Source organism: Pantoea sp. EA-12 (genome assembly GCF_030053355.1).
GTDB lineage: Bacteria > Pseudomonadota > Gammaproteobacteria > Enterobacterales > Enterobacteriaceae > Pantoea > Pantoea vagans_C.
Genome location: NZ_JASGBY010000005.1, coordinates 276,528 through 293,120, shown reverse-complemented (window position 1 = coordinate 293,120; position 16,593 = coordinate 276,528). Strand labels below are relative to the sequence as shown.

The 16,593-nt window shown below is 55.0% G+C and carries 15 protein-coding genes; 6 read left to right on the top strand and 9 right to left on the bottom strand.

Annotated features, from left to right (window positions below):
• Positions 1 to 45 precede the first annotated feature (45 nt).
• Complete coding sequence (gene parE / locus QMZ30_RS10275) at positions 46 to 1,941, top strand: DNA topoisomerase IV subunit B (RefSeq protein WP_039328580.1); 1,896 nt, start codon at positions 46 to 48, stop codon at positions 1,939 to 1,941.
• Positions 1,942 to 1,998: 57 nt separating this feature from the next.
• Positions 1,999 to 2,898: a LysR substrate-binding domain-containing protein gene (locus tag QMZ30_RS10270; protein WP_283227279.1), complete on the top strand. Its 900-nt coding sequence runs from the start codon at positions 1,999 to 2,001 to the stop codon at positions 2,896 to 2,898.
• A gap of 38 nt (positions 2,899 to 2,936) precedes the next feature.
• On the opposite strand, the gene QMZ30_RS10265 is transcribed toward QMZ30_RS10270, so the two are convergent.
• On the bottom strand, positions 2,937 to 3,245 hold the full coding sequence (locus tag QMZ30_RS10265) for a putative quinol monooxygenase (protein ID WP_039328588.1): 309 nt from the start codon (positions 3,243 to 3,245) through the stop codon (positions 2,937 to 2,939).
• A gap of 31 nt (positions 3,246 to 3,276) precedes the next feature.
• Entirely contained in the window at positions 3,277 to 3,858 is a 582-nt protein-coding gene (locus QMZ30_RS10260; RefSeq protein WP_283227278.1) for an NAD(P)H-dependent oxidoreductase, read from the bottom strand.
• Positions 3,859 to 4,021: 163 nt separating this feature from the next.
• Here QMZ30_RS10260 and QMZ30_RS10255 point away from each other — a divergent pair, with 163 nt between their 5' ends.
• The gene (locus QMZ30_RS10255) at positions 4,022 to 4,786 is read left to right on the top strand and encodes a transporter substrate-binding domain-containing protein (protein WP_039328592.1); all 765 of its coding nucleotides are present in this window, start codon (positions 4,022 to 4,024) and stop codon (positions 4,784 to 4,786) included.
• Positions 4,787 to 4,892: 106 nt separating this feature from the next.
• Here QMZ30_RS10255 and QMZ30_RS10250 read toward each other — a convergent pair whose 3' ends face one another.
• The 6 genes from QMZ30_RS10250 to QMZ30_RS10225 all read right to left on the bottom strand — a co-directional run bounded on the left by QMZ30_RS10250 (position 4,893) and on the right by QMZ30_RS10225 (position 10,221).
• A complete protein-coding gene (locus QMZ30_RS10250) occupies positions 4,893 to 5,756 on the bottom strand; it encodes a ketose-bisphosphate aldolase (protein WP_283227277.1) in 864 nt (287 codons plus the stop codon).
• Between the two features lie 111 nt (positions 5,757 to 5,867).
• The gene (locus tag QMZ30_RS10245; protein ID WP_283227276.1) at positions 5,868 to 6,719 is read right to left on the bottom strand and encodes a class II fructose-bisphosphate aldolase; all 852 of its coding nucleotides are present in this window, start codon (positions 6,717 to 6,719) and stop codon (positions 5,868 to 5,870) included.
• A 9-nt stretch (positions 6,720 to 6,728) separates the two neighbouring features.
• Complete coding sequence (locus QMZ30_RS10240; protein ID WP_039328598.1) at positions 6,729 to 7,820, bottom strand: PTS fructose transporter subunit IIC; 1,092 nt, start codon at positions 7,818 to 7,820, stop codon at positions 6,729 to 6,731.
• A gap of 11 nt (positions 7,821 to 7,831) precedes the next feature.
• Complete coding sequence (locus QMZ30_RS10235) at positions 7,832 to 8,146, bottom strand: PTS fructose transporter subunit IIB (RefSeq protein WP_039328600.1); 315 nt, start codon at positions 8,144 to 8,146, stop codon at positions 7,832 to 7,834.
• Between the two features lie 23 nt (positions 8,147 to 8,169).
• Positions 8,170 to 8,640, bottom strand: a complete 471-nt coding sequence (locus tag QMZ30_RS10230) for a PTS sugar transporter subunit IIA (RefSeq protein WP_283227275.1) — start codon at positions 8,638 to 8,640, stop codon at positions 8,170 to 8,172.
• An 18-nt stretch (positions 8,641 to 8,658) separates the two neighbouring features.
• Complete coding sequence (locus QMZ30_RS10225; protein WP_283227274.1) at positions 8,659 to 10,221, bottom strand: BglG family transcription antiterminator; 1,563 nt, start codon at positions 10,219 to 10,221, stop codon at positions 8,659 to 8,661.
• 409 nt (positions 10,222 to 10,630) lie between these two features.
• Between QMZ30_RS10225 and parC the strand changes: the two genes are divergently transcribed.
• The 3 genes from parC (at position 10,631) to ftsP (ending at position 15,217) form a co-directional block, all read left to right on the top strand.
• Entirely contained in the window at positions 10,631 to 12,904 is a 2,274-nt protein-coding gene (gene parC / locus QMZ30_RS10220) for a DNA topoisomerase IV subunit A (protein WP_283227273.1), read from the top strand.
• Positions 12,905 to 12,942: 38 nt separating this feature from the next.
• Entirely contained in the window at positions 12,943 to 13,680 is a 738-nt protein-coding gene (locus tag QMZ30_RS10215; RefSeq protein WP_039328606.1) for a 1-acylglycerol-3-phosphate O-acyltransferase, read from the top strand.
• Positions 13,681 to 13,789: 109 nt separating this feature from the next.
• On the top strand, positions 13,790 to 15,217 hold the full coding sequence (ftsP, locus tag QMZ30_RS10210) for a cell division protein FtsP (protein WP_283227272.1): 1,428 nt from the start codon (positions 13,790 to 13,792) through the stop codon (positions 15,215 to 15,217).
• A 389-nt stretch (positions 15,218 to 15,606) separates the two neighbouring features.
• On the opposite strand, the gene dkgA is transcribed toward ftsP, so the two are convergent.
• Positions 15,607 to 16,434 (bottom strand): 2,5-didehydrogluconate reductase DkgA, encoded by an 828-nt coding sequence (dkgA, locus tag QMZ30_RS10205; RefSeq protein ID WP_039328609.1) that lies wholly within the window; start codon positions 16,432 to 16,434, stop codon positions 15,607 to 15,609.
• Between the last annotated feature and the right edge of the window lie 159 nt (positions 16,435 to 16,593).

Below are 16,593 nucleotides of genomic sequence, written 5' to 3'. Positions count from 1 at the left end.
GCTGCGGGATGGGCCCATTTTCATATTGCTAATCAGACAGTTACGATGAGCCAATCAAGCTATAATGCCGATGCGATTGAGGTCTTAACCGGCCTCGAACCGGTGCGTCGTCGTCCGGGGATGTACACCGATACCACGCGTCCTAACCATTTAGGACAAGAAGTGATCGATAACAGCGTCGATGAGGCGCTGGCCGGTCACGCTAAACGCGTGGAAGTGATTCTTCATGCTGACCAGTCGCTGGAAGTGATCGACGACGGCCGCGGCATGCCGGTGGATATCCACCCAGAAGAAGGCGTACCCGCCGTTGAGCTGATCCTCTGCCGTTTACATGCGGGCGGTAAATTCTCCAACAAAAACTACCAGTTCTCAGGCGGCCTGCATGGCGTAGGGATCTCGGTGGTGAACGCCCTGTCGAAACGCGTAGAAGTCACGGTGCGTCGTAATGGCGAAGTGTATGACATCGCCTTTGAAAATGGCGATAAAGTGCAGGATCTCACCGTTACCGGTACGGTAGGCAAGCGCAACACCGGCACGCGTGTCCATTTCTGGCCAGATGAAAGTTTCTTCGACAGCCCACGCTTTTCCGTTTCTCGTCTGACACATGTGCTGAAAGCCAAAGCCGTGCTCTGTCCGGGCGTGGAAATTGTCTTCAAAGATAAAGTCAACGATACCGAGCAGACCTGGCTCTACCAGGATGGCCTCACCGATTATTTGGGTGAAGCGGTCAACGGTCTGCCCACGCTGCCAGAGAAGCCTTTTGTCGGCAGCTTTGCCGGTGATGTGGAAGCGGTGGATTGGGCGCTGCTGTGGCTGCCGGAAGGTGGTGAACTGCTGACGGAAAGCTACGTCAACCTGATCCCCACCATGCAGGGCGGTACTCACGTTAATGGCTTACGCCAGGGCCTGCTGGATGCGATGCGCGAGTTCTGCGAATTCCGCAACATTCTGCCGCGCGGTGTGAAACTGTCGGCGGAAGATATCTGGGATCGCTGTGCTTACGTCTTATCGGTGAAAATGCAGGATCCGCAATTCGCCGGTCAAACTAAAGAGCGCCTGTCTTCACGCCAGTGCGCGGCCTTTGTTTCTGCGGTGGTTAAAGATGCCTTCAGCCTGTGGCTGAACCAGAACGTGCAGGCTGCAGAAATGCTGGCCGAGCTGGCGATCTCCAGCGCACAGCGCCGTATGCGCGCCGCCAAGAAAGTGGTGCGTAAGAAGCTGACCAGCGGCCCAGCGCTGCCGGGCAAGCTGGCGGACTGTACTGCGCAGGATCTGAACCGAACCGAACTGTTCCTGGTGGAAGGGGACTCCGCGGGTGGGTCGGCCAAACAGGCGCGCGATCGAGAATATCAGGCGATCATGCCGCTCAAAGGTAAGATCCTGAATACCTGGGAAGTGTCGTCCGATGAAGTGCTGGCATCGCAGGAAGTGCACGATATTTCTGTGGCGATCGGTATCGATCCTGACAGTGAGGATCTGAGCCAACTGCGTTACGGCAAGATCTGTATTCTTGCGGATGCGGACTCCGATGGCCTGCATATTGCCACCTTGTTGTGCGCGCTGTTTGTGAAGCACTTCCGTACGCTGGTGCAACATGGTCACGTTTACGTCGCCATGCCGCCGCTGTATCGCATCGATCTCGGTAAAGAAGTCTTTTACGCACTGGACGAAGATGAGAAAGAGGGCGTGCTGGAGCAGCTGAAGCGTAAAAAGGGCAAGCCTAACGTTCAGCGCTTCAAAGGTCTGGGTGAAATGAACCCGTTGCAGCTGCGTGAAACCACACTCGATCCCAACACGCGCCGTTTAGTGCAACTGACGGTCAGCGATGACGATGTAGAGCAAACGCTACGTGTCATGGACATGCTGCTGGCGAAGAAACGTTCGGAAGATCGTCGTAACTGGCTGCAGGAAAAAGGCGACCTCGCCGACCTGGAAGCTTAATCACAGGGGACGCTGCGGCGTCCTTTGTTATTTAGGACGAGTCCCGGAGAACGGATCGTGAAAATCACGCTGGAAGAGTTACGCGCCTGGGTGGCGGTGGTGGATACGGGATCGATCACCGCAGCCGCCGATCATCTCGATCAAACCAGTTCTGGCATCAGTCGGGCGCTCAGCCGCCTGGAATCCAAGCTGCAAACCACCTTACTGCATCGCACCACCCGACGGCTGGCACTGACTGAGGAGGGGCTGATCTTCCTCGATCATGCGCGGCAGATCCTCTCATCGGTTGAGCTGGCAGAAGAGCAGATTGCCCAACGCCGCGATATCCCCTCTGGCCGCTTGCGGGTGAATGCTAACGCCCCCTTTATGCTGCATGTGATTGTGCCGCTGGTGGCGGAGTTCCGGCAGCGCTTTCCGCAAATCCAGCTGGAGTTAAACACTGACGACATCATGATCGATCTGCTGGAACAGCAGACCGATATTGCTATTCGCGTCGGGGAACTGCGTGACTCTACGCTGCGCGCTCGCGTGCTGGGCAGCAGTGCGACGCGCTTAGTCGCCAGTCCTGGCTATCTGCAGCAGCATGGCACGCCGTTAAATGTGGAGGCACTGTCAGCCCATCAGCGGCTCGGATTTAGTCAGTTAGATGCGCACAATGTCTGGCCGGTGTGGCAGCGGGAGGGGGAGTTTTTACAGATCAAACCCACGCTGTTAGCTTCCAGTGGAGAGACGTTGAGACAACTGGCGTTAGCGGGGCAGGGCATTGCACGCTTATCCGATTTTGTCACCCGTGAAGATCGTGCGCGCGGAGATTTGGTGCAGGTACTGGAGAGTGACACGCGTGAGTTGCGTCTGCCGATCCATGCGGTGTATTACCGTAACCAGTCTCTCACTTCACGCATTACCTGCTTTCTTGATTTTCTGCGCGAGAAGATTGAGCAAAACCAGCTGCTGTAATAAAAAAAAGCCTCTGCCAGGGCAGAGGCGCGAGCGGATTAGCGAACCGGCTCCAGCACCAGGATCTTCACATCCACCACATCATCTTTAATCAGGGCGCGATGCGCATCCATATGCGGCATCTGCTGATGTTGCTCCAGATGGCGTAACGATTCCCACTGCTCCAGCATAAAGATCGAGTCCGGTGAATTGTGCTTCCACGGCACCTGCGCCTGGTGATCGACCAGCGCATCGTACTGATGGCAACCTTCCTCTTCCAGCACGGTAGGGATCAGTTTGTTGATGGCTTCCAGCACCACATGACGGCGGCCTGGCTTGATACAAATCTCTGCAACGACAGTTAACATAGTGCTTCCTCTTTTCCCGGTGTGCTTAAAGTTAAGCAAAGATTTGGCTGAGATGAGTCCGATAACGCTCAATATCGCGTGGCACGTCCGGCATCTTGATCACATCGTTACAGATAAAGGTGGGCAGGCTTTCCATACCGAGGAACTGGTTGGCTTTGTGGAAGTGCAGGTACAGGCCGTCAACGCCGACACCTTCAAAGAACTGATCGGGATCGGTGAAGGCTTCCAGCGGGGCGTTCCAGGTCAGCGACAGCATATATTTTTTGCCCTGAATCAGGCCGCCTGAACCGTATTTTTTACTGGCATCGCTGCGGCTGCGGCCATCGCTGGCATACAGTGCGCCGTGGCCTTCGGTAAACACATCATCGATGTACTTTTTCACGGTCCAGGGTTCGCCCATCCACCAGCCTGGCATCTGGTAGATCACCACGTCACTGTCGAGATATTTCTGCACTTCTTCTGCGACGTTGTAATCGCTGTCAGCCACCGTCACCACAACGTTATGGCCGAGGTCACGCAACTGGCTGGCGGCAACGTCCGTCAGCGTGTGGTTCAGCTCGCCTTTTGAGTGGGCGAAGGTTTTACCGCCATCGATAATTAAAATGTTGCTCATGGATGATTCGCTCCGTTATCCGTTAATGGCGCACACTCTACGCGCGCAGGCGAAGCAGAAAAATGCGTGATTGATCACAAGACTTTTGCTAATAAAGCAATAATGCGGCGCTTCATGAAACAATCCGCAGGCAAACCAACATCAACACAATAAAGAAGAATCCATGAAAACCGCGATACTGAGTGCATTACTTCTGGTGACAGGCACGGCTTCGGCGCAGTCTCACCTCGATGAAATTCGTAGCAGTAAAACCCTGAAAGTCTGTACCACCGGTGACTACAAACCCTATAGCTATCTGCGCAGCGACGGTCAGTATGAAGGGCTGGATATCAGCATGGCGCAGTCACTGGCGGCAAGCTTAGGGGCCAAAGTGCAGTGGGTGCCCACCACGTGGAAAACCATGAGCGACGATTTTGTCGCGAAGCAGTGCGATATCGCCCTCGGTGGGGTGTCCGTCACGCTGAAGCGCCAGCAGATTGCCTGGTTCGCTGAGCCGTTGGGTGTGGATGGAAAAATCCCGCTGGTGCGCTGCGATGATAAAGACAAATACCAGACCGTTGAGCAGATTAACCAACCCAGCGTCCGCGTGATTGAACCGGCAGGCGGCACCAACGAAGCATTTGTACACAGCCATTTGCCGCACTCCACACTGCAACTGGCCGATAACGTGGGCATTTTCCAGCAGCTGGTAGATAAAAAAGCCGATGTGATGATCACCGATGCGTCAGAAGCCCTGTTCCAGATGAAGCATTACCCTACATTGTGCGCCATCAATCCGGACAAGCCCATGCAGTATGGTGAGAAGGCTTACATGATTCCGCGTGATGATATGAGCTGGAAGCTGTATGTCGATCAGTGGCTGCATCTCAGCACCGCGACCGGTGAATATGCGCAGATCGCGCAGCAGTGGTTGGGTGTGATCAAGTAAACAACGAGGTCGCCATAAATGGCGACCTTAAGCGCTAAACTGGCGAGCACCAGGCCAGAAATCGCGACCATAAATGTAGGGTGCGCATTTGTGCGCACCAGGTCAATTAACGATACAGCCCCGCTTTACCCAACCCACCAAACAGATTCATCTTGTAGCGAATCACCGCTTTCGCGGCAGCAATCGCGTCCGGGTAAATCACATTGGGATCCCACCAGGTTTCGCGCGCCAGAATCTCACGCAGTTTGGCAAAGTAAGCGTACTTCATATCGCTGGAGATATTGATTTTACCCACGCCCAGCGTCACCGCTTCGGCAATCTCTGCGTCCGGATTGGCGGAGCCGCCATGCAACACCAGTGGAATAGTCACACGCTGCGAAATATCTTTCAGGATATGCATCTGCAACTCTGGCTTCATGTCTTTTGGATAGATGCCGTGCGCGGTCCCGATGGCCACCGCCAGCGTATCCACGCCGGTGCGCTGCACAAAATCTTCCGCCTGCGCCGGTTCGGTGTAGATCACTTTACTCACGCCGCCCTCCACCGTGGTACCGGTATCGCCAATGGTGCCGAGTTCTCCTTCCACTGAAACCCCCACCGAGTGCGCCAGTTTCACTACCTCTTTGGTCAGCGCCACGTTCTCTTCATATGGCAGCAATGAGCCATCAATCATCACGGAGGTGAAGCCGCATTGAATAGCCCGCAGCACCTGGGCAATCGATGCGCCGTGGTCGAGGTGGATAGTGAAGGGCACGCGGCTTTTCAACGTGCGTTCACGCACATAGCCAAAGAATTCATCGGTGACAAACTCCAGCTCGCTTGGGTGAATCGAGATGATTGCCGGGGTGTTAGTGGCTTCGGCTTCTTCTACCACGGCGCGGATAAAGCAGCTGTCTGCCACGTTGAATGCGCCAATAGCAAAGCGATGTTCACGGGCAGGTGCCAACATTTCTTTCATTGAAATCAACATGTTAATATTTCCTTAACGTGAGTTTTACCAGAGCCGACGCGCGCGCCGACCCGATGATGGATAAAATGGGAACACTTTAGATACGCGCGATAAATCGCGCCGCTACGATCGTCAAACCCGGTTTGCCGATCCCGACCAGCTCAAATACTCAATCACCACCTCGCGGCAGGCGGATTCCATTAGCCCAAGCAAATCGGCCAGCTCCGCGTGTGGATGCTGCTTGAGCGCCTGTTCTACGGCATTTTTACCGGCATCAAATACCGCCGCGCCCACGTTAATTTTGGCCACGCCATACTGGCTAACACGGCGAATATCCTCGGCTGGCGTGCCCGATCCGCCGTGCAGCGCCAGTGGACGGGTGGAGACTGCATGCAGCTCCTGCAAACGCTGGAAATCGATCTTCGGCTTCACTCCGGCAGGATAGAGGCCATGCGCAGTGCCGACGGAAATTGCCAGCAAATCGATCTCGGTTTGCTCGATAAAGGGCAGCACATCCGCAACCTGCGTCATCTTCACCGAGGCATCCGCCAGCTCGTAAGTGGGTGCATCCGCGATATGGCCCAGTTCACCTTCAACACAGACGCCCGCCGTGTGTGCCATCTTCACCACTGCCGCAGTCTGGCGAATGTTCTCTGCCAGCGGATCGGCAGAGGCGTCGATCATCAGCCCGGTAAACCCGGCGCGAAACGCCTGGCCGATCAGCGGGAAGGCTTTGCCGTGATCCAGTGCCAGCGCCACCGGCACGCTTGCTGCACCGGCCAACGCCTGTACTAATGGCACGGCCACGGCGGGTGGGAAATGCGTACTGTGCCCCTGATACACATTGAGGATCAGCGGGGCGCGCTGCTGTTCCGCGGCTTGAATCGCCGCACGTGCGGTTTCGAGGTTAAAGCAGTTGATCGCCAGGACTGCGTACTGCTGTTTGGCGGCGGCCTGAATCAGGTCATTCATCATGGCAAACATGGTGGCTCCTTATTCCAGTGTGAATTTGATCTCTTCATCGCGGACGCCAGGGGCTTCCACGTCATCGAACTCTTCATCGGCCTGCGTCACCGGTTTTTTCATCAGCGACAGCATCACGCCGCACACAGCCGTACCGATGCCCAGTGCCAGACAGAACATCAGGGGTTTGGTGAACAGTGGCACCACAAACATCCCACCGTGCGGCACTGGCGCTTCTACGCCCCACACCATGATCAGTCCTCCGGCGATGGCAGAGGCCACCACACAGCTGGCGACCACGCGCAGCAGGTCACGTGCGGCAATAGGGATCACGCCTTCGGTAATCATGCAGATGCCCATCGGGAAGGCGGCCTTCAGCGCCTCTTTTTCCGCTTTGGTGTACTTGTGACGCGTCAGCAGATACGACAGCGTGATACCAAACGGTGGGATCATCGAGCCGACAAACTTCACCGCTTCCGGGCCGTAGATGCCATCAACCAGCATGCCGTCGGCGAACAGCGACATGGTTTTATTGATGGGGCCGCCGAAGTCAAAGGTCGCCATCGCGCCCAACACCGCGCCCAGCACAAATTTTGATCCGCCCTGCATGGATTCCAGCAAGTGAATCAGCGCCTTCTGTAGCCAGACAATCGGCTGACCGATGAAGGTCATCATCAATAGCCCGGCGATGATGGTGCTCAGCACCGGCAGCACCATAATCGGCATCAACCCCTGCATCGACTGCGGCAGTTTGATAGTGCGGCGCAGCAGCAGCACGGTGTAACCGACGAGGAAGCCGCCCAGCATACCGCCGATAAAACCCGTACCAATCTGGCCGCAAATAAAGCCGACAATTAAACCGGGTGCAAAGCCGGGTCGATCGGCAATCGAGTAGGCGATCGCCGCACTGATCAACGGCACGATCAGCCCCATGCCCCAGCCACCGATCTGGTTCAACATCCAGGCGATGGTCCCAGGATGTTTACCGACATCCGGGCCGCCGATCACCTGGCCGAGCGCGATACAGATCCCGGCGGCAACGATCAGCGGGATCATCCACGAAATTCCGGTGAGTAAGTGGCCTTTGATCTCCTGGCCGTACTGACGTTTGTTCTCGTTCATGGTGGATCTCCTCAGGCACGCGCCAGTGAATCCGCCACTTTTTCGAGGAATTTCACCGGTGACTTAATCACCACTTCGGTTTTCACTCGTACGATGGGTTTGCCCTGGAAGCGCTCTTCGCCTTTGATCTTCACGTCAATGGCGAGGATCACCACATCAGCGGCGTCAATGTCTTCACGCGTCAGCGCCGTTTCAGTACCGATGGTGCCTTGGGTTTCGACGTGGATGGTGTGGCCCAGCGCGTGAGCCCCTTTAATCAGTTTTTCGCGCGCAATATAGGTATGCGCGATGCCTGCCGTGCAGGCCGCTACACAGACAATATTCATGTGTCACCTCAGAGAGTTGGGTGTTAACAGAGGTCGGTTTCGGCGTACTGACTAAACAGCCGGATGATATTGCTGGGGTCGTTTTCCACCAGCAATTGGGCAATCACCTCATCATCGGCCAGCGCGCTGGCCACCTGCGACAACAGGCGAATATGGGTGGTGTTCTGATCTTCCAGTCGCACAGCGAACAGGATGATGCAGCGCACCTGGCTGCCATCAAGCGTTTCCCACGAGATATCCTGTTGGGTACGACCAATGGCGAGCGTGGTGTGGAGGACCGCAGAAGATTTGCCGTGCGGAATGGCGACGTGGTTTTCGAAACCGGTGGATCCTTCGGCTTCACGCAGCCAGACGTCTTCAATAAAGGCTGCGCGATCGGTGATGGCCCCGTCCTGATACAGCAGATCGGTGAGTTCATTAATCACCTCTTCTTTAGTGGTCGCGGTCAGCGCCAGATTAACGCGGCGTGGCGTGAGAATGCGGGAAATATCCATGGGTGCTACCTCATTCAATTAATGTTCAGCCAAGGCGCAGGGCGCGCCGTCCGGCAGCTGGCTGCCAATCATGGCGTCAGTCACTCGCCGAATATCGTCATCGTTAAAAAATGCACTGACATACACCGCCGGGATCGCACCGGCGTCGAGATGAATCGTGGTAATCACTAAATCCACCGTTTGGTTCTGGCAAAACGCAGCGTGATTACTGGCGGAGACCACGCCGGCGATTTCCCAGTCTGGGAAGGCACGCAAAATACGGCTTTTCAGTAGATGGGATGTCCCCACGCCGCTGGAGCACACCACCAGAATGCGCTTATGAGCAATTTGCCGCTCCAGCGCTGCCTGGAAATGTACGCAGAGGTAGCCGATTTCATCATCTGCCACGGGCGAAAGGGCATGCGTCCGTGCGGTCAATTGCATCGCCTGTTGGGTCAGGGAAAATATCCCCTTCATTTCCTGCTGAATATCCTCCAGCAGGGGATTACGAATGTGAATATGATATTTGAGTCGATTTAATAATGGCTTTATATGCACCAGTAGCCCATCGAATAATAATCGGTCCTGTGCTAAATCTTGCTGAATAAAAGCGGAAAACCGATCAATTAATTCACAGGTTATTTTTACGGACTCTGCGGTGGAAAACTGATTATGCACCGGGGCATTATCCCCACGCTCTTCCACCACAATGCCGGATGAAACGATATATTGATAAATAAATCCGACTTCATCTTTAGGCAGCGCGCAGCACATCCGCTGCTCAATCTGCACCACCATCTGCTGCGCGATAATCAGGATGCGCTGGTCAAGATCCTGCGCGGTGGTTGAGGTCGCCAGAGCCAGCGCGTTGCCCTGCGCCATACGATGCATCATGATCAGAATATGCGTGCAGAGATTCAGGTACCAGGCATCGCCCAGTGGGTAACTCAGCTGCTGCTCCATCTGCTGTAGCAGCGCCTGCACAAAAGCCACATCCTCATCACCGAAATAATGCACCAACGCTTGCTGGCTGCCGGGATCAAGCCGCGGTAGCAGCGGCGTTCCGGCGACATTTTGCTGCATCACATCATTAATCAGTGACACCATCGCCTGACGCAGCGTGTGTTCATCCCCTTCGATGTGCGTACCGCCAGGTCCGCGCTGCAGCGTCAGCCCCAACGGTTGCAACCACTCCTCAATCACTTTCAGGTCATTCACTATCGAAGCATGGCTGATAAAATAGCGCTCAGACAGTTTGCTGATGGAGGTGGCGCGGGGCGCATCACTCAGCAGCTGTGAGGCAATTTTCACTCTGCGGCTGTTTTGCCCCAGCGCATCGGCGCTGCTCTCATCGCCGTTTAACTGCTGCTCCAGCTGCAAGCGTTGCTGAATGTCATCAACCCGCAGACGTACGCCGCGTCCCGGCGTCTTTTCCAGCACCATTGACCATCCGCTCAGCCAGCTCTCCAGCCACTGCAAATCGCGTTGAATGGTTTTCTCTGACACGCCAAGTTGTAAAGCTAACGCTCTGGTCGGCTGCGGTGCAGCGTGTTGCAACAGCATTTTGACTAAACGGTGTTGTCGCGAAGTCAGTATTTGCATTCGGTCACCCTTTATTTTGGCAAATCGTTTTTAAGATTATTTCCTCGATATATTTATTTGGTGCCAGAAATCAGGAGCGCAAAAAATTGTTTTGTTGAGTGTAAATTTAGAAAAGGATGGCGTAAGCAACAATACTAAATGTTGTCCATGGATGCGGACAGTATTAATACGCTTCTCGCGTGAGATATTTAATTGCGATCCTGCTCACAATTTATTACGGATATTAATTGTGATGCTGCTCTCATTCCTTTTTATTTTTCTAACCAATATCACGTTATTTAACCTCACAGGTTTCTCTTCTCCACCACTGGCTTCCCTGTGACTAACTCGCACGAATAAGGTACTATCCTCGCCAAATGACCGCCGGATGTCCCGCCGTTGCGGGCCACGAAGTGAGGATGCGAGCTTAATGAGCGAATTGACGCAGGATGGTGCAGAGCGTCTTGCCCTGCACAAGTTTACGGAAAACGCGTACCTGAATTACTCCATGTACGTGATCATGGACCGCGCACTGCCGTATATCGGTGATGGCCTTAAGCCAGTGCAGCGCCGTATCGTGTATGCGATGTCAGAGTTGGGCCTCAACGCGAGTGCCAAATTCAAAAAATCGGCGCGTACCGTGGGTGACGTATTAGGTAAATACCATCCGCACGGCGACAGCGCCTGCTATGAAGCGATGGTGTTGATGGCGCAGCCCTTCTCCTATCGTTATCCGCTGGTGGACGGGCAAGGTAACTGGGGTGCACCGGATGACCCCAAATCCTTCGCCGCGATGCGTTACACCGAATCGCGTCTGTCGAAATATGCGGAAGTCCTGCTGGGTGAACTGGGTCAGGGAACGGTCGATTACATTCCCAACTTTGATGGCACCATGCAGGAGCCGAAAATGTTGCCGGCGCGTCTGCCGAACATCCTGCTCAACGGCACCACCGGCATCGCGGTGGGCATGGCCACTGACATTCCTCCGCACAACCTGCGGGAAGTGGCGGAAGCCGCCGTGCGCCTGATTGATAAACCCAATACCACGCTTGATGAGCTGCTGGATATTGTGCAAGGCCCGGATTATCCGACCGAAGCGGAGATCATCACGCCACGCGACGAAATTCGTAAGATTTACCAGAATGGTCGCGGATCGATCCGCCAGCGTGCGGTGTGGAAAAAGGAAGATGGCGATGTGGTGATCACCGCACTGCCGCATCAGGTATCCGGTGCACGTGTGCTGGAGCAGATTGCTGCGCAGATGCGTAACAAAAAGCTGCCGATGGTGGAAGACCTGCGTGATGAATCCGATCACGAGAACCCAACGCGTCTGGTTATCGTGCCGCGTTCCAATCGTGTTGATCTTGAGCAGGTGATGAATCACCTGTTTGCCACCACCGATCTGGAAAAAAGCTATCGCGTTAACCTGAATATGATCGGGCTGGATAACCGTCCGGCGGTGAAAAACCTGCTGGAAATCCTGTCTGAGTGGCTGGTGTATCGCCGTGATACGGTGACGCGCCGCCTGAATTACCGCCTGGATCGCGTATTGCGTCGCCTGCATATTTTGGAAGGCTTGCTGGTCGCGTTCCTCAATATTGATGAAGTCATCCACATCATTCGTACTGAGGACGAGCCTAAACAGGTCTTGATGTCGCGCTTTGAGCTGACCGACACTCAGGCCGAATCGATCCTGGAATTAAAACTGCGCCATCTCGCCAAACTGGAAGAGATGAAAATTCGTGGTGAGCAAGCGGAACTGGAAAAAGAGCGTGATCAGCTGCAGGCGATTCTGGCTTCCGAACGCAAGATGAGTAACCTGCTGAAGAAAGAGTTGCTGGCTGACAGCCAAACCTATGGCGACGATCGTCGTTCGCCGTTGCATGAGCGTGAAGAAGCCAAGGCGTTGAGCGAAAACGAGCTGGTAAGCGCCGAGCCGGTGACCATCGTATTGTCACAAATGGGCTGGGCGCGCAGCGCCAAAGGCCATGATATCGATGCGGCAGGCTTGAGCTACAAAGCCGGTGACAGCTATCTGGCCGCAGCACGCGGTAAGAGTAACCAGCCGGTGGCGTTTATCGACTCCACTGGGCGCAGCTACACGCTGGATCCGACTTCGCTGCCATCCGCACGCGGGCAGGGCGAGCCGTTAACCGGTAAGCTCACGCCACCACCGGGCGCGGCATTTGAACAGGTGCTGATGGAGCCAGACGATCAAAAACTGCTGATGGCTTCGGATGCCGGTTACGGCTTTATCTGTACCTTCGCGGATTTGATTTCACGTAACCGTGCGGGTAAAGCGCTGCTGACGTTGCCAGATAACGCCAAAGTGATGACGCCAATGGCGGTGCATTCGGGAGATGACATGCTGCTGGCGATTACCCAGGCTGGCCGTATGTTGATGTTCCCGGTGGGCGATCTGCCACAGATGTCGAAAGGCAAAGGCAATAAAATCATCTCGATTCCATCCGCAGATGCCGCAGCGGGCCTGGATAAACTGCAATGGTTGTTGATTCTGCCACCGGGCAGTTCCATCACCATCCATGTTGGCAAGCGCAAGTTGATTATGCGCGATGAAGACCTACAGAAAGTGCGTGCCGATCGTGGCCGTCGCGGCAGTGTGTCGCGTGGCTTGCAGCGTATTGATAGCGTGGAAGTGAATGCGCCTGCGCGCCCAAAGAGTGACGCGAGTAGCGAAGAATAATACTGACCAGGCGATGGAATGCCAACTTTGAGGAAGCTATGTTACTAATTTTACGTACGATTATTGTTATCGTTTATTCGATTTTGGTCTGTATCTTCGGCAGTATCTGGTGTCTGTTTTCACCGCGTAATCCGCGTCACGTCGCGACTTTTGGTCATATGCTCGGTCGCCTGTCGACGGTGTTTGGCGTCAAAGTGGAGTTGCGTAAACCGGCCGATGCGGAGAGTTACGGCAACGCGATTTATATCGCTAACCATCAGAACAACTACGACATGATCACCGCGGCGAAGATCGTGCAGCCCACCACGGTTACCGTGGGTAAAAAGAGCCTGCTGTGGATCCCGTTCTTTGGCCAGCTATACTGGTTGACTGGCAATCTGTTGATTGATCGTGATAACCGCGCCAAAGCACACGGTACCATCGGTGAGCTGGTGGCGCAGTTCAACAAAAAGAAAATCTCCTTCTGGATGTTCCCGGAAGGCACGCGCAGCCGTGGTCGTGGCCTGTTGCCGTTCAAAACCGGCGCTTTCCATGCTGCAGTGGCCGCTGGTGTGCCGATCATCCCGGTGGTGGTGTCTAACACCCACGACAAAGTGAAACTCAACCGCTGGAACAACGGCCTGGTGATTGTTGAAATGCTGCCGCCTGTTGATACCAAACAGTTTGAAACCACCTCGGTGCGTAAGTTAGCGACCCATTGCCGCGAATTAATGTCTGCTAAGCTGGAAGAATTGAACGCCGAAGTCGCCGAACGTGAAAAAAACGGTAAAATCTAGCCGATTACGGGGCAGTACCGCTGCCCCATGCTCATCACAGCAATAACCCACTAACAAAAACAACATGGACACGGCGTCTTCACGCCCCGCTCAAAAGGTCTGAAGTTTTATGTCTTGCAGCAGACGTCAGTTTATTCAGCTTACCGCCGGCGTTGCGCTGGCTTCAGGCAGCATGCCTTATGCTGCCCATGCTGCGGCACCGCCTGGTGATGTGCCGCTTCCGATTCCGCCATTGATCGAATCACGTCGTGGTCAGCCGCTGTTTTTGACGCTACAACGCAGCCATTGGTCGTTCAGCGGAAACAGCAACAAGGTGCCGGTATGGGGTATTAATGGCATGTACCTCGGCCCCACCGTGCGCGTATACAGCGGCGATGATGTGAAGCTGATTTACAGCAACCGCCTCAACGAACCGGTGGCGATGACCGTCAGCGGGCTGCAAGTGCCGGGCGCGCTAATGGGCGGTGCCCCGCGCTTAATGTCTGCGGGCGTAGACTGGGCGCCGGTGCTGCCGATTCGCCAGGGGGCTGCCACGCTCTGGTATCACGCCAATACGCCAAATCGCATGGCGCCGCATGTTTACAACGGCCTGGCTGGCATGTGGCTGATTGAAGATGACGTCAGCAAAGCGCTGCCGTTGCCAAAGCACTATGGCGTCGATGATTTCCCGCTGATTATTCAGGATAAGCGTCTGGATAACTTCGCCACACCGGTTTACAACCCCCCTGCAGATGGCGGTTTCCTCGGCGACACCCTGCTCGTAAATGGCGTACAGAACCCGTACATCGAGGTTTCTCGCGGCTGGGTACGCTTGCGCTTGCTGAATGCGTCCAACGCGCGCCGGTTCGATCTGAGCTTCTCGGACAACCGCCCGTTCACGGTGATCGCCAGCGATCAAGGCTTCCTCGCCGCTCCTGTGGCGGTGCAGACGCTGTCACTGGCACCGGGTGAACGCCGTGAAGTGCTGGTCGATATGTCGCAAGGTGATGAAGTGTCGATTACTGCAGGTACCGCCGCCGGTCTGATGGATCGGCTGCGCGGCCTGTTTGAACCCTCGTCCATCCTGGCGAATACGTTGGTGCTGAGCCTGCGACCAACGGGCTTGCTGCCGTTGGTTACCGATAATCTGCCGATGCGTTTACTGGCGGATCAGATTCTGGATGGTGTCGCGGTGCGCACGCGCGAATTCCGCATCGGAGACAGTGCGCCGGGCATTAATGGCGCGCTGTGGGATATGAGCCGCATCGATACCACCGTGCAGCAGGGCACCTTTGAACGCTGGATTATCCACGCCGATCGTCCGCAGTCGCTGCATATTCAGGGTGTGATGTTCTTGATTAAGAACGTCAACGGCGCGCAACCGATGGGGGAAGATCGTGGCTGGAAAGATACCGTGTGGGTTGATGGCGACGTGGAGCTGTTGGTGAGCTTCCCGCAGAGTTCGTCGGATCACTTCCCGTTTGTCTACTACAGCCAGACGCTGGAGTTGGCGGATCGCGGTACGGCAGGGCAGTTGCAGGTGAACCCGGTTCCTTGATTTACCCTCACCCTAACCCTCTCCCACAAGTGGGAGAGGGGATCGTTAGTGCAGTATTTGGATAGGTATGAGAACTTCAAATCGCAGCGTAGTGCTCCTTCGCCCGCTTGCGGGAGAGGGGATCGTTAGTGCGGCATCTGGATAGGTAAAAGAACTTCAAATCGCAGCGGAGTGCTCCCTCGCCCGCTTGCGGGAGAGGGGATCGTTAGTGCGGCATCTGGATAGGTAAAAGAACTTCAAATCGCAGCGTAGTGCTCCTTCGCCCGCTTGCGGGAGAGGGGATCGTTAGTGCGGCATCTGGATAGGTATGAGAGCTTCACATCGCAGCGGAGTGCTCCCTCGCCCGCTTGCGGGAGAGGGCTGGGGTGAGGGAAGACGTCCGCACTATCCTACCCGTTAAACTTCTCCGGATCCGGCCCCAAACGATTGCCGCTATCCAGCTTGGTAATCTCGCTGATCTCCGTTTTTTCCAACCTGAAATCAAACACCTGGAAGTTTTCGCGAATGCGTTCTGGCGTTACGGATTTAGGGATCACCACCAGTCCGCTATCCAGATGCCAGCGAATCACGATCTGCGCCGGGGTCTTGCCATACTTTTTGGCTAAATCGCGGATGATCTCCTGGTCGAACACGCCTTTACCGCCTTGCGCCAACGGACTCCAGGATTCTGTTTGAATGTGATGCATTGCATCCCAGGCATGCAGGGTGCGCTGTTGCAGCATCGGGTGTAGCTCAATCTGGTTCACCACCGGTGAAACCCCGGTCTCATCGATCAAACGCTTGAGGTGTGCTTCGTGGAAATTACAGACGCCGATACTTTTGGTTAAGCCCTGTTTTTGCAGCTCAATTAAGCCTTTCCAGGCTTCAACATAGTGATCTTTCTCTGGGCACGGCCAGTGCATCAGGTAGAGGTCGACGCTCTCCAGCTGCAATTTCTTCAGGCTGGTTTCCATCGCCGCCTGCCAGTTTTGCTGGTCGTCATTCCACAACTTGGTGGTAATGAAAATATCTTCACGCGCCACGTCGGTATCCTGCAGCGCCTGCCCGACTGCTTCCTCGTTTTTGTAAATAGCGGCGGTATCGATGGAGCGATAACCCACTTTTAACGCTTCCACAATCGCATTGCGGGCATCCTCAATGCTTGCCTGCCATACGCCGAGTCCAAGCTGAGGCATCATATTGCCGTCGTGCAGTTTAATAATGGGTTGCTCTGCCATAGTTGCTCCTTATCTGTCGCAGTGACTTACCGTTAAAAGCGCTGTGGTTAAGTCTAGTCAACAAACTTAACCGAGGAGATGATTGTGGCAATCAAAGCGCCGTTTTGCCCTGGTCATTTCTGCCAGAATCTTGCCTGATTCTCCAGAGTGGTGGAGCTT